The organism is Edwardsiella tarda ATCC 15947 = NBRC 105688 (genome assembly GCF_003113495.2).
In the GTDB taxonomy this organism is placed as follows: domain Bacteria; phylum Pseudomonadota; class Gammaproteobacteria; order Enterobacterales; family Enterobacteriaceae; genus Edwardsiella; species Edwardsiella tarda.
Window position 1 is genome coordinate 3,162,198 of sequence record NZ_CP084506.1, and the last position, 12,419, is coordinate 3,174,616.

At 56.3% G+C, this 12,419-nt stretch carries 9 protein-coding genes; 5 read left to right on the forward strand and 4 right to left on the reverse strand.

Going from position 1 to position 12,419, the window contains the following annotated elements; genetic code table 11:
• Nucleotides 1-205 precede the first annotated feature (205 nt).
• Nucleotides 206-484, forward strand: a complete 279-nt coding sequence (locus tag DCL27_RS14680) for a YdgH/BhsA/McbA-like domain containing protein (RefSeq protein ID WP_005295974.1) — start codon at nt 206-208, stop codon at nt 482-484.
• Between the two features lie 297 nt (nt 485-781).
• On the opposite strand, the gene mpl is transcribed toward DCL27_RS14680, so the two are convergent.
• Nucleotides 782-2,152, reverse strand: a complete 1,371-nt coding sequence (mpl, locus tag DCL27_RS14685) for a UDP-N-acetylmuramate:L-alanyl-gamma-D-glutamyl-meso-diaminopimelate ligase (protein ID WP_005281281.1) — start codon at nt 2,150-2,152, stop codon at nt 782-784.
• A 167-nt stretch (nt 2,153-2,319) separates the two neighbouring features.
• On the opposite strand from mpl, the gene fbp reads away from it, so the two are divergent.
• Together fbp and ppa are read left to right on the forward strand one after the other, a co-directional pair.
• Nucleotides 2,320-3,324 (forward strand): class 1 fructose-bisphosphatase, encoded by a 1,005-nt coding sequence (gene fbp, locus DCL27_RS14690; RefSeq protein WP_005281278.1) that lies wholly within the window; start codon nt 2,320-2,322, stop codon nt 3,322-3,324.
• Between the two features lie 104 nt (nt 3,325-3,428).
• Entirely contained in the window at nt 3,429-3,959 is a 531-nt protein-coding gene (gene ppa, locus DCL27_RS14695) for an inorganic diphosphatase (protein ID WP_005281275.1), read from the forward strand.
• A 50-nt stretch (nt 3,960-4,009) separates the two neighbouring features.
• On the opposite strand, the gene DCL27_RS14700 is transcribed toward ppa, so the two are convergent.
• The 3 genes from DCL27_RS14700 to tamA are packed head-to-tail and all read right to left on the reverse strand — an operon-like array spanning nt 4,010 to nt 9,872.
• Nucleotides 4,010-4,360 (reverse strand): gamma-glutamylcyclotransferase family protein, encoded by a 351-nt coding sequence (locus DCL27_RS14700; RefSeq protein ID WP_005281272.1) that lies wholly within the window; start codon nt 4,358-4,360, stop codon nt 4,010-4,012.
• Between the two features lie 2 nt (nt 4,361-4,362).
• Entirely contained in the window at nt 4,363-8,139 is a 3,777-nt protein-coding gene (gene tamB / locus DCL27_RS14705; RefSeq protein WP_005295979.1) for an autotransporter assembly complex protein TamB, read from the reverse strand.
• A complete protein-coding gene (gene tamA, locus DCL27_RS14710) occupies nt 8,136-9,872 on the reverse strand; it encodes an autotransporter assembly complex protein TamA (protein WP_005281265.1) in 1,737 nt (578 codons plus the stop codon). The genes tamB and tamA overlap by 4 nt, the downstream gene beginning before the upstream one ends.
• 340 nt (nt 9,873-10,212) lie before the next feature.
• Between tamA and msrA the strand changes: the two genes are divergently transcribed.
• Nucleotides 10,213-10,779, forward strand: coding sequence for a peptide-methionine (S)-S-oxide reductase MsrA (gene msrA / locus DCL27_RS14715; protein ID WP_216640850.1), 567 nt, complete (start codon nt 10,213-10,215; stop codon nt 10,777-10,779).
• Nucleotides 10,780-11,053: 274 nt separating this feature from the next.
• The gene (paeA, locus tag DCL27_RS14720; RefSeq protein WP_005281256.1) at nt 11,054-12,403 is read left to right on the forward strand and encodes a polyamine export protein PaeA; all 1,350 of its coding nucleotides are present in this window, start codon (nt 11,054-11,056) and stop codon (nt 12,401-12,403) included.
• The last annotated feature ends 16 nt before the right edge of the window (nt 12,404-12,419 follow it).

Genomic DNA, 12,419 nt, shown 5'->3' on the forward strand with positions numbered 1-12,419 from the left:
TGTTATTAATTGCTTTTTTTAATTGCTGTTCTTTTTTCCGGCGTTATTTAGTCCATTAGGATCTATCCCATAGATAGAAAACCAAAAAATAACATAAGGGATGATTAGCATGGTATTAATAATATCGGTTATTAGTATATACTGCGTAATGAGAGATAAATCACATTTTTAACCAGGCTACATGCCAAAGCAGAGGAGTAACACAATGAAAATTAAAATGGCTATCGCCACCCTATGCACCCTTTCCGTACTCTCTTTCGCCGGCGTTGCCGCCGACACAGCACAGGTCAAGGAGATCAACACCGCACAGGCCAACCACCTACAACCTATTGGGGTGATCAGCGTCGCCGGGTTAGATGGTACTGAAGCCGACATCGGCCAACAGTTAGCGACCAAAGCGCGCCTGCAGGGTGCCAGCGCCTTTCATATCATCGAAGAACGGATCGATGGAAGCTACCATGCTACTGCATTGATTTACCGCTAAGGCCCCGCTATAACGCAGAGCCCCCACAACGCCGTCCGCCGCATCTCGCCATGCTAGCAGTAAAAAACGTTTACATCGCCGATGGCCGTGATAACGCGCTAAACAGGCAGATGAAAGACCTTAACATGCGCTCTTCGCCACGCTGGTGAGATTGAACGCCGCCAACCATCGGGCCAAGCCAAAACCGATTGGCAGGCACGCGGCTAAACGTCCGTTTCCGTGGGCAATACAATAGAAAGAAAGCACAGCCTAGGCTGTGCTTTCTCATTACACCCTCTCTTTCACGAGGGGCGACGCTTAGTGTTGAGCCCCTTTCTGCGCCAACGCCTGCAGTAGGCGTTCATGAATACCGCCGAATCCCCCGTTGCTCATCACGAGGATATGGTCTCCCGGCTGCGCATTCTTGACGATCATATCGACCAACGTATCGAGATCGGCACTCCAATGTGCCGGTTGTACACAGGCCTCAGCCACCTCAACCACCTGCCAGGGAATATGCTGCGGCTGATACAGGTAGACCTCATCTGCCCGCCCCAACGCCGGTGCCAACTCATTCTTACACACGCCCATCTTCATGGTGTTCGAGCGCGGTTCCAACACCGCCAAAATACGTGCCGTACCGCCTACTTTGCCGCGTAAAGCCGCCAACGTAGCCAAGATCGCCGTCGGGTGATGGGCGAAATCGTCGTAGACAGTGACGCCATAGGCTTCGCCACGCAACTCCAGGCGGCGACGCGCATTAATAAAGCTGGCCAACGCCCGGCACGCCTCGGCAGGCGGAACGCCGACATGGCGAGCGGCGGCGATCGCCATCAGCCCATTATGCATATTGTGTTCACCCACCAGTGACCACTGCACCTCGCCGACACGTTCGCCATCCAGGGTCACGACAAAGTGGCTGGCATCTGGCGACAGTTTTTGTGCATGCCAAGCCGCCCCCTCGCCACTCTGCTCCTGCTCGCTCCAACAGCCCATAGCCAGGACTTGCTTCAGGTTCGCATCGTTCGCCGGCGAAATAATCCGCCCCTTGCCCGGAACCAAGCGTACCAAATGATGGAACTGTTTCTGAATCGCCCGGAGATCATCGAAAATATCCGCATGATCAAACTCCAGGTTATTCAGAATCAACGTGCGCGGACAGTAGTGAACAAACTTGGAGCGTTTATCGAAGAAGGCACAATCATACTCATCCGCCTCGATAACGAAGAATGGGCTATCGCCCAGGCGCGCCGATACCTCGAAGTTTCCCGGCACGCCACCGATGACGAAACCAGGTTGATAACCGCACGCTTCCAGGATCCAGTTTACCATCCCGGCCGTTGTCGTTTTGCCATGCGTGCCCGCAACCGCGATCACCCAGCGATGGCGTAAAACTTCATCATGCAACCACTGCGGGCCTGAGACGTAAGGAATGTTGCGTTCTAGGATCGCCTCAACACACGGGTTGCCGCGCGCCATCGCATTCCCGATGATCACCAGATCCGGTTGCGGATCCAGATGGGCAGGATCATAGCCCTCCAACAGAGTGATACCCTGCTGTTGCAATAGCGTACTCATCGGTGGGTAGACGTTGGCATCTGACCCGGTAACCTCATGCCCCAGCTGACGCGCCAGCAAGGCTAGCCCGCCCATAAACGTGCCGCAGACTCCAAGAATATGAATGCGCATAATACTTCCAGTTGATTGCATTGATTTAGTTCACATTCTAACGCTGACTCCCGCGTCGGCGAAAGGAAATTGCCTAGGAATGCCCCGATACATTAGCTAAAATACGCTGCGAAAACGTTGGCGGTTTGTAAAAAAAATCGCTACTCCTCACAATCAGGAAATGTGACATGAAAACGCTAGGCGAGTTTATCGTCGAAAAACAGCAGGACTTTCCTCACGCTACTGGTGAGCTTACCGCTCTTCTCTCCGCAATAAAACTGGGCGCCAAAATCATCCACCGCGATATCAATAAGGCGGGGCTGGTCGATATCATCGGTGCCAGCGGCGTTGAAAATATTCAGGGTGAAGTACAGATGAAGCTTGATCTGTACGCCAACGAGAAACTCAAGGCGGCACTGAAGGCGCGTGGCGAAGTGGCGGGGATCGCCTCCGAGGAGGAGGATGACATCGTCATCTTCGAGGGTGACCGGGCCAATAATGCTAAATATGTCGTGCTGATGGATCCACTGGACGGCTCCTCCAACATTGATGTCAATGTCTCTGTCGGAACTATTTTTTCTATCTATCGCCGTATCACGCCAAGCGGCACGCCGGTGACGCGTGAAGACTTCCTCCAGCCAGGCAACCGCCAGGTCGCGGCAGGCTATGTGGTGTATGGCTCCTCAACCATGCTGGTTTATACCACCGGCAATGGGGTACACGCCTTCACCTACGATCCCTCGCTGGGGGTATTCTGCCTCTCCCACGAGCGTCTGCGCTTCCCACATAATGGCAATATGTACTCCATCAACGAAGGCAACTACATCAAATTCCCGTTGGGCGTGAAGAAGTACATCAAATACTGTCAAGAGCAAGATAGCGAGACACAACGCCCCTATACCTCACGCTATATCGGTTCGCTGGTCGCCGATTTCCACCGCAACCTGCTGAAGGGTGGCATCTACATCTACCCAAGCACCGCTAGCCATCCGCAGGGTAAGTTGCGTCTGCTGTATGAGTGCAACCCGATGTCATTCTTGGCCGAACAGGCCGGAGGCAAAGCCAGCGACGGCTTCCGTCGTATTCTGGATATCGAGCCAGACCACCTGCACCAGCGTTGTCCTTTCTTTGTCGGCAGCAGCGCAATGGTCGACGATGCCGAACATTTCATGCACCAATTCCCCGACGAATAATCCCGCGCCAGACAAGGCGCATTACGCGTCATACTCTGTTCATTTGTGGAGTGGCGGCTATAATAGCCGTCACTCCATTTCTGGTTTGATGAAAGGAAACCGACATGAGCTTGATCAACGTCCCGGCCGGTAAAGATATGCCGGAAGATATCTATGTAGTGATCGAAATCCCGGCTAACGCCGATCCGATCAAATATGAAATCGACAAAGACACTGGTGCCCTGTTTGTAGACCGCTTCATGTCTACCGCCATGTTCTACCCGTGCAACTACGGCTACATCAACCACACCCTGTCTCTGGACGGCGATCCGGTTGACGTGCTGGTCCCGACTCCGTATCCGCTGCAGCCAGGTTCTGTGATCCGCTGCCGCCCGGTCGGCGTGCTGAAGATGACCGACGAAGCGGGCGAAGATGCCAAGCTGGTCGCCGTTCCGCACAGCAAACTGACCAAAGAGTATGATCACATTAAAGATGTGAACGATCTCCCGGAACTACTGCGTGCCCAGATCGCCCACTTCTTTGAACACTACAAAGATCTGGAAAAAGGTAAGTGGGTCAAAGTTGACGGCTGGGATAACGCCGATGCAGCCAAGGCCGAGATCATCGCCTCTTTCGAACGCGCTAAGAACAAGTAATCGCTTAACGTGTTAAAAAAACACCGCCTCATGGCGGTGTTTTTTATTCCTCACGCTACCTCATCATCACGCTTTAGCCAATCACCGCTAGCGATACGCGGCAATCCACTCACCTCGTTGAGATAGATGTAGATCCAGGCGACGCCATACGGCGTTTTAATCAACTCGCGCCGATAATCCTTACTGTTACTCTTCAGCTCATCCAGCTCCGCCAAGATCGACGAGGTAATGCGATACACTTCGCAATAGACCCTCCCCTCACCGGGTACTACCGCTGGATAATGGCCCAGATCATACAGCTCGTAGCCCTCCAGTACATAATCGCCCAGCCAGGTGGCATTGGTCATCCAGTGGCTGTTGCCCTGCTTACGGCGCAGACTTCCGTAGACAATCACTCGCATGGTTAAAACTCAAACTGATAGAGCAGATCAAGTGCCTGATTCACGCCAGACACCGCTTCCAGGTACAGATTCGGCATCAGGCGGTAACGCAACGTCAGCGTGGCCAGTGAATCGAAGATCCCCACGCCATACTTCACCTGTAGCCCCGGCAGAACATAACCGCTGACCACGACCTGAGAACTGTCACCCACCCCTTGTGAATCCAACGTCAAATTACTCACGCCGAAGGTTTCGCCGATTTTACCCACCAGCTTACCACTCTGCGCGACGCCTAGACCGATCAACATCGACGTCATCGCATTACTGTCCGCGCCGGTGCTATCCAACCCTTGGCCACGCAATAGATATGATAGGGCTTGTTGTTGTGACATTGCCGGATCTGAGAATACTTCCAGTTTCGGTTGATCGGCAAGTCCCGTGACACGAACGCCTACCGTAACATCGTTCGCCGTCGACTCCGGATTACGTATTGCTTCGATATTAAGTAGCGGATTACCCGGAGGGCCAGCGAACAGCAACTCTCCTTGACGGATCAAGAGATCCTGGCCGTAAGCGGCAAACCGCCCCTGCGGGATCATGATCTGACCATTCAGTCCCAGGCCATTCTGGTTCTGAATCACCTTCAACTCGCCCTTGAGCGCCGCCTTGAGACCGAAGGCCGAAAGGCGCACATTGTTGCCGATGGCGATGGTCAGATCGGTATGCAGCGGAATCGAGGCGGTCACGGGCTTGATCGGCTGATGGGCATTATTCAGCATCACCTCATCGGATGAGACGCCGACTGCACTCTCCGGTAACTCTTGCACCGTGATACGCGCCCAAGGAATGTCCACGCGTCCATTGAGCGACAGCTGATTCGGTGACGCGTCGAACACGATGTTCGGCGAGACATCGAGGCGTACCATCGGCGGTACCGTTACTCGCAGACGAGTCCCGCTGGCGGCGATGCTGGCTCGCCAGGCGTTCAGATTACGCCAGTCGGCGTTACCCGACAGATTCAACTGGCCCTGAGAGGTCTTGATCACCCCCTGCAAGGTCGAGCTCATCCCCACAAAGTTGATCGCCAGGTTGGCATCGGTGACATCGATCGGCATAAATTGTCCATCGATATCTACCCCCTCCAACGCCAGGCGGCCATATAACTGTGGATGCAGCGTCGTCCCCCCCAAGCGCAGCGCGGCGTTCAGCATCCCCTGCACCTTCTCCCCTTTCATCAAGGCCGGGTTTAACAACGCTAACGAGAAACGATCGATGTCGATATTACCGGACAGGTTGCGCGCGCCCAGTAAATTGGCGACACGCACGTCGCCGCGCAGCTGACCATTGCCGGCGATGCCGAGCAGCCAGGTTAACCGTGCCTGCCCCTGCGCCAACGTCGCCTCCAGCGTCGCCTGACTCAGGGTGATCGGTAACTTATTGCCCTGTACATTCTGCGTAATGTTGACCCCATCGCCCTTCAACGTGATACGCGCCTGTGGTAACCCTTGCCCCGCCTGCCAGGTCGCCTGCGCTCGCCCTGTAAAGCCCCCACTCAGATGGGTATCCGGCCCCAAGAAGGGTTGCAACATCGCCAGATCGAAACGCTCTAACACCAGGCTGGCATGACCGCTTTCCCCGACCTCAATGGTCTGCGGCACGCACAATCGGGCATGAGGGTTAGCCCAGCAGTGCGGGCCGATGGCCATCTGTTGCTTCGCGACACCGTAGTTCAGGGCGATCGGGCGAGTCAGACGCCACTCCCCAACCGGGGTGGTAAAGTCGGTATTCGTCAGGGTGCCACTCCAGCTACGCTTATCTTGCGCCAGGCTACCGTTCAGCGTCAGCTGGCCGGCGAGCGGGGTCCCCTGCACCACCAACTGGAGGCGGTGCTGGCGCTCATCCCCCCCAGCACGTAGGGTGAGCTGGCTTATGGCGATCTCACCCTGCTGCAACTGATCCACCCGCAGATCCACCTTTCCTTGGATCTGCTTATCGGAGCGTACATCCCCCAACAACGCCAGGCGCCGAATGGTCAGCTCCTGCCAACGTAGCCCGTTAGCCTGTAGATCGGCCAATAACTGCGGCGCCTGACTATCGCCGCGCAGCTTCAGCATGCCACGCGCCGTACCGGCCAAGCCCGGCAAGGTACCATCCAGGTGTGGAGCATCGATGCGCGCATCCAGTGACCAGCGCTTTTCCGCCAGATCGCCATTAATGTCGATGCGGTTACGCCCCAGCGCAATATGCAACTGCGGGATCTGCCACTGCCCGGCCTGGTTACCGCGCAACTGACCGCGCACATCGACCACATTCTGTTTAATCCGCCCTGCCAACTGCAACTGGGGGACGTTTAACTGCCAACTCCCGCCGTACAGGCTACCGCGCGTCTCCAGCTTGCCTGTCAATTTCGAGGGCCACTCGGGCCATTGGCGACCGGTATTGATCCCCGCCAGTGTCAGATTGGCGCGCCAACTGATCGCCTTGCTCCAGTCGGCCACCCCCTGTACCTCCGCCTGACCATCCAACGCCGCCAGCTGTAGTTTACTCAGGGTAAACTGCCGCTCATTGCCGTTCCCCTTTAGGTCGACACGGGCATCGGGTAGCCCCTTACCCCTGAAATCTCCGCTCAATTGCAGGCGATAATCGTGCGCGCTCCCAGCGAGACGCAGCTTCAACGCATTAACCTGGTAATCCGGCGTCGCGCTCAATGGCCAGCGTAGAGCGTTACTATCGAGTGCCAGCGACAACGGTAACCCCGCCTTAGCCAGTTGGGTCTCACCCTGCAAGGTTGCCCGCAGCGGGCCTGAGAGGTTGGCGTCAAGCGCCAGCGTGCCGTACAACGCCCCGGAGAGTGCCAAACGTAGCTTTTCTCCCGTCAAGGGCGCCTGATTGACGCTCGCGTTCAACCGTAGATCCAGCGGCCAGTCGCCGCTGAAGCGTGCGCTACCCCGTGCCGTCAACGCCCCTTGTTTCGCCAGGATCTTCAGGGTATGCAATGTCAGACGTTGTTGGTCCACGGCCGCCCGCAACTCCAGCGAGGAGATATCTACCTCGCTCGCCGCCCGGATCTGTACCTGCTCCGCCGAGATACGGCTGATCGCCACATCCAGTGGTAGATCCAATCCGCTTAGGGCTGGCAACAAGGGACGTGCGAACAACGCCGTCAACGTCTCGCCCAATGGCTCAGGCATGGTCTGTCGTGTGCCCGGCTGATGAGACGGAGGCGGCGGCGGTGATGCGCTATCTGGCGGTAATACGATGCGCAGCCCCTGAATATGGCTCGGCAACACGCTCACACGCTGCTCCCGCCAGGCCGCCCCGCTACGGAGCGACGTCAAGGCAATAGCCGTCCCATCCACATTAACTTGCACATCATTGAGACGCAGCAGACGCACCAGTAATGGGTAGGGTGTGCTTAAGCGCCCCAATGGCTGCGCCGGCGCCACTTGCGGCTCGCTCGGCGGTAACGCCTGTGTATTCACATCGACCCGGACCCGCTGTGCGCTCAGCACATTCAGGCAGAGTTCGCTCTGCTTCAGGCACCCCATATCCAGCGACAGATGAAACTGCCCAACCTGTACGGCCACGCCCGGCATCTTATAGCCGACATCGCTTAGGGTCAGATCGCGCCAGCCCCCCTCCACACGGCCAATCTCCAAACCGGGAACCCAGCGGGCAGCGGCATTGAGTGCCAGGTGTAATCCGCTCTGGGTCATCAGCGCGCCCAACAGCGCCACCAGCAACAGCAGTAGCCCCAATAACGCCATCAACACATAGCGCGAGATGTTATACAGCCTCATAACTCAGGCCCCAGTCCGATGTAAAACTGCAAATCGTGTTTATCCTCACTGCCGACCGGTACGGCTAAGTTGAGCCGGATCGGGCCGACCGGCGAGACCCAAATCAGCCCGACCCCCGTACCGGTGTGAAAATTACTCTTCGTAATGTCATTGACCGCCTCACCGGAGTCGATGAAAGCGCCGCCCCACCACTTACCGCTCAGATTGTATTGATACTCTAACGAGCCGGTCACCAAGCGTGAGGCCCCGGTCAACTTACCCTCGCTATCTTTGGGCGAAATCGACTTGTACTTATAGCCGCGGATACTACGATCGCCGCCGGCGAAGAAACGTAGAGAAGGAGGAACCTTATTAAAATCATTGGTTTCAATCCACCCCAGATTACCACGCACCACGAAACGATGTTTCTCCGCCAGGGTACGGATCCAGACGTTCTGCGCCTGGATCACCGCGAAATCGACCGCCGATCCCCAGCTCATGTTGGAGACCTCTAACGAGTAACGCTGCGTATCGCCCCAGGTCGGCATCAAGCCGCCGCGTGAACGGGTCCGGTTTACGCTGACACCGGGATAGAGCAGCATGGTGGTCTCGGTGGTATTACCCTGGGTAAAGTGATCGAGGCTCCAACGCAGGTTGATCCCGCGCTGCCAACCACTGGACAGATCCCAATAACGCGCCAGATTCAGGGTCGTCGAGTCAGACTCCGTGTCATTCAGATCGGTACGCTGAAAACCGCCCTGCACCAGGTAGTACTGCTCCAGCGGATTCTTCAGCAGCGGGATCTTATAGCTGAAGTCCACTGTCTGCTCCGGCACGGAGAGATTGAGCGAGGTATCGAGACTATGGCCATAGGAGTTCGTCCAGGGACGCTTCCAACCGAGCTTAAGCCGTGGGCCGACATCGGTGGCATAGCCGCCCCCGAGATCGACCATGTTACGGCTGCGCGGCGTTACCACCGCCTGCATCGGCAGGCTATGATCCGCCCCGACCGCTTTAAAATCGGGTGAGACCACCACGGAGTTAAACCAGTTGGTCGCCGACAGATTGCCACTGAACTTGGCCAAGTCGCCGGCATTGTAATAGTCGCCCTGCTTGAAGGGACGTAGATTCTGTAAATAGGGCGTGCGGATCTGCGAGCCGCTGAACTGCACGGCACCGAAGCGGTAACGCGGCCCACTGTCGAATTCGATGTCCCAATAGGCCTTATGCTGATCTTCGATGACTCCGAGCTGGTGTACCGGCATGGTGGCGTCGAAATAGCCACGCTGCAGCGCCAGCGAGTTCAGGGCACTCTTGAGACTATCGTAGTCACCCTGGTCCAGAACACTGCCAATGGGGGGCAAGGATGACGCGAGTAACGCCTGGTAGGTGGGATCATCCTTAGCCTCCCCCCGGATACGCACATTCACGCCGGCGATGCGCACCGGTTCACCCGGCGTCACCTGAGCGATCAATTGCGGGCGCGAGAAGGCCGATCCCGGACGAAAGGAGAACTCGATCGTGGGCTGAAAATAACCCAAGGCGCGTAAACCTTGGCGAATCGCATCCGCGGCACGCACCCGAAAACGGCCATCGTTGCTGATCTCATCCTCCGCGATGGTCGACAGCGTGGCATTCACATTCTTTTGCAGCCGTCCGCTTAATCCCTCCACCACCAACTTCAGTTGTGCGGCATGCGCCAATGGCGCGGCCAATAATAGACACAGTAGGCCAACCTTAGGCAATCGTGGCATGCAAACTCCCGCAGTAAACTTAACGCTAACACTCTTTCCACCGCTGAACTTCCGCGCGCTGGCCTAGGCGCAGGCTCCCCTCCTACGGCGTACTCATGCGGACATATTGTGCGCAAAGCCGGCGTGGGATACAACGAAACAGGAAAATCATGATTATTCGAGATTAGACTGTTTTCCACAATACAACGATTAACCTCTCATAGATGACGGCTCCGTGTACGTTTTCAGATTTTTCGCCGTTCAACTGCCTATTTATTAGCGTTTGGAGGATATTTTGCACAACGATCACGATAGCTTACCGCTGACCCCCGCCCAGGCGCTGCCCGGACGTAGCCAAGCGATGATCATTACCCCACAGCATGCGGTTAACGGCCATGCGTTGTACGGCGTCCCTGCCGGTATGGAAGAGGCGCTCTTCGCTATGGGCTGTTTCTGGGGGGTTGAGCGCCTATTCTGGCAACAGCCTGGTGTATATAGCACCGCCGCTGGCTACAGCGGTGGCTTGACGCCTAACCCCACCTATCGCGAGGTCTGTAGCGGGCAAACCGGTCACGCCGAGACGGTACGCGTGGTATTCGATCCGGCGCATATCGACTACCCGGCGCTGCTGCGCCTATTCTGGCAAAACCACGATCCAGCTCAAGGCATGCGCCAAGGCAACGACATTGGTAACCAATACCGTTCGGCGTTATTCCCGCTGACGCCACAGCAGCAGCAAGCCGCGCAGGACAGCCGTATACGATTTACTCAGGCGATGCGGCAGGCGGGCGATCTCCGCCCCATTACGACCGAGATCACGCCCGCGGGCCCCTTCTACTATGCCGAAGAGGAACATCAACAGTACCTGTATAAGCACCCGCAAGGGTATTGTGGTTTGGGCGGCATCGGCGTATGTCTACCCGAATAAGAGGAAGATGCCCTCCTAATCAGTGCCATAGCAAAGAGTTAGATAGCTAACGGGTAGATTTTCACCACTAGCTGGTTGCTTGTTGCTCCTGCTATACTAACCGGGTCATACTGCGCCCAGCCATCCGATCTGGCGCGCTGTCTGACCCGGGTTTGATGATACAACCCGGTAAACTCCGGGGGGATCCTCTACCGGCCCCAATACACAATATTCCTGATGGCGTCACACCGCCTTTCCGGCCTCCCGGACCGTTCCCGGTTAATACGGATAGATTATGTTAAACAGTATCTTACTGATTATTATACTGATCGCGATCAGTGCCTTTTTCTCGATCTCGGAAATATCTCTGGCCGCCTCACGCAAGATGAAGCTGAAAACCATGGCGGACGAGGGCGATATCAACGCGGCGCGCGTCATGGCGTTACAAGAGCAGCCCGGCTACTTCTTTACCGTGGTGCAGATCGGCCTCAATGCCGTCGCCATCCTCGGTGGTATCGTCGGTGATGCCGCGTTCTCGCCGACTTTTCGCCTGTTGTTCGACCGCTTTATGCCGCTGGATGTTTCCCAACAAGCCAGCTTTATCTGCTCCTTCGTGTTAGTCACCGGCAGTTTCATCCTGTTCGCCGACCTGACACCGAAGCGCATCGGTATGATATCCCCCGAAGCGGTGGCCGTACGGATTGTCAACCCGATGCGTTTCTGCCTGTTACTGTTCCGCCCGTTGGTGTGGTTCTTTAACGGCCTGGCTAACCTCATCTTCCGCCTGTTCAAGATCCCCATGGTGCGTAAGGATGATATTACCCCAGACGATATCTATGCCGTGGTCGAGGCCGGTGCGCTGGCCGGTGTGTTGCGTAAGCAAGAGCACGAGATCATCGAGAATGTATTTGAGCTAGAGTCACGTACTGTTCCCTCCTCGATGACACCGCGTGAGAGCATCATCTACTTCGACCTGAGCGAGAGCGAAGAGGGCATCAAGGAGAAGGTATCGACCCATCCTCACTCCAAGTTCTTAGTCTGTGATGGCGCCATTGACCACGTCGTGGGTTATGTCGACTCCAAGGATCTGCTTAACCGTGTACTCGGCAACCAGAGTCTGGTGCTCAGCAGTGGAGTGCAAATCCGTAACGTGTTGATCGTGCCGGATACCCTGACACTCTCCGAAGCGTTGGAAAGCTTTAAGAATGCGGGGGAAGACTTTGCCGTCATCCTGAACGAGTATGCCTTGGTGGTCGGGGTAATCACGCTCAATGATGTCATGACCACCCTGATGGGCGATCTGGTCGGCCAAGGGCAGGAGGAGCAAATCATTGCCCGTGACGAAAACTCATGGTTGGTCGAGGGCGTCACCCCGATCGATGACGTGATGCGCGTACTGGATATCGAGGAGTTTCCCCAGTCCAGTAACTACGAAACCATCGGCGGTTTCATGATGTATATGCTGCGCAAGATCCCGAAACGTACCGACGCGGTCAAATACGCGGGGTATAAATTCGAGGTAGTGGATATCGACAGCTATAAGATCGATCAGCTGCTGGTCACGCGCCTCGCGGAGCGTCTCCCCGCCAGCCAGCCCGACGAAGCGGGCAACGAGAGCGAATCCTCTCAACCGGCAGTAAAATAATCTGCAGGCGGCATGG

Coding starts and splice junctions, on each gene's coding strand:
- mpl (WP_005281281.1), bottom strand. CDS start 2,152: ATGCGCATTCATATTCTTGGAGTCTGCGGCACGTTTATGGGCGGGCTA.
- msrA (WP_216640850.1), top strand. CDS start 10,213: ATGATCATTACCCCACAGCATGCGGTTAACGGCCATGCGTTGTACGGC.
- DCL27_RS14700 (WP_005281272.1), bottom strand. CDS start 4,360: ATGCGAGTGATTGTCTACGGAAGTCTGCGCCGTAAGCAGGGCAACAGC.
- fbp (WP_005281278.1), top strand. CDS start 2,320: ATGAAAACGCTAGGCGAGTTTATCGTCGAAAAACAGCAGGACTTTCCT.
- ppa (WP_005281275.1), top strand. CDS start 3,429: ATGAGCTTGATCAACGTCCCGGCCGGTAAAGATATGCCGGAAGATATC.
- tamB (WP_005295979.1), bottom strand. CDS start 8,139: ATGAGGCTGTATAACATCTCGCGCTATGTGTTGATGGCGTTATTGGGG.
- tamA (WP_005281265.1), bottom strand. CDS start 9,872: ATGCCACGATTGCCTAAGGTTGGCCTACTGTGTCTATTATTGGCCGCG.
- DCL27_RS14680 (WP_005295974.1), top strand. CDS start 206: ATGAAAATTAAAATGGCTATCGCCACCCTATGCACCCTTTCCGTACTC.
- paeA (WP_005281256.1), top strand. CDS start 11,054: ATGTTAAACAGTATCTTACTGATTATTATACTGATCGCGATCAGTGCC.